This is a genomic window from Bacteroides sp. 51 (genome assembly GCF_010500965.1).
In the GTDB taxonomy this organism is placed as follows: Bacteria; Bacteroidota; Bacteroidia; order Bacteroidales; family Bacteroidaceae; genus Bacteroides.
The window spans coordinates 1-405 of the sequence record NZ_QVMI01000121.1; the positions used below are offsets into that span (position 1 = coordinate 1).

The window sequence follows — 405 nt, forward strand, 5'->3', positions numbered from 1 at the left end:
ATACTGTATTTTACCTTTAACTTTCAACTTTCAATTTTCAACTTTCAACTCTACACGTATCATCGGAGCAAACAAAGCCCCCAGTTCCTGTGGTGTATATAACGACCGCAGGAAAATAAAAACAGCATCATAAGCATCAATATAACAGCTTCCATCCATTGCATAGCCAAAAAAGCCGTTTAACACCTTTTCCAGTTTAATACAAATAGGAAAGACCGTTTTTTCCGGCTCATATACAAATGCAACCTCTTTTAATTCTTCCATATAGGAAACATTCCTTTGGGTACGAAGTACGGTACAATCCAATATGACAAATTTAGATTTATCAAATGCACTGCAACTGATCTCGCTTCCTGCCGGTAACATCATCATTTCTTTGGCATAGAGCAGATGCTTCCCGGCTAC

General features: G+C 38.0%; 1 protein-coding gene. It reads right to left on the reverse strand.

Annotated elements, in window-relative coordinates:
• Positions 1-30: 30 nt before the first annotated feature.
• A partial coding sequence (locus D0T87_RS23795; protein ID WP_163178661.1) for a hypothetical protein occupies positions 31-405 on the reverse strand: 375 nt, incomplete at its 5' end.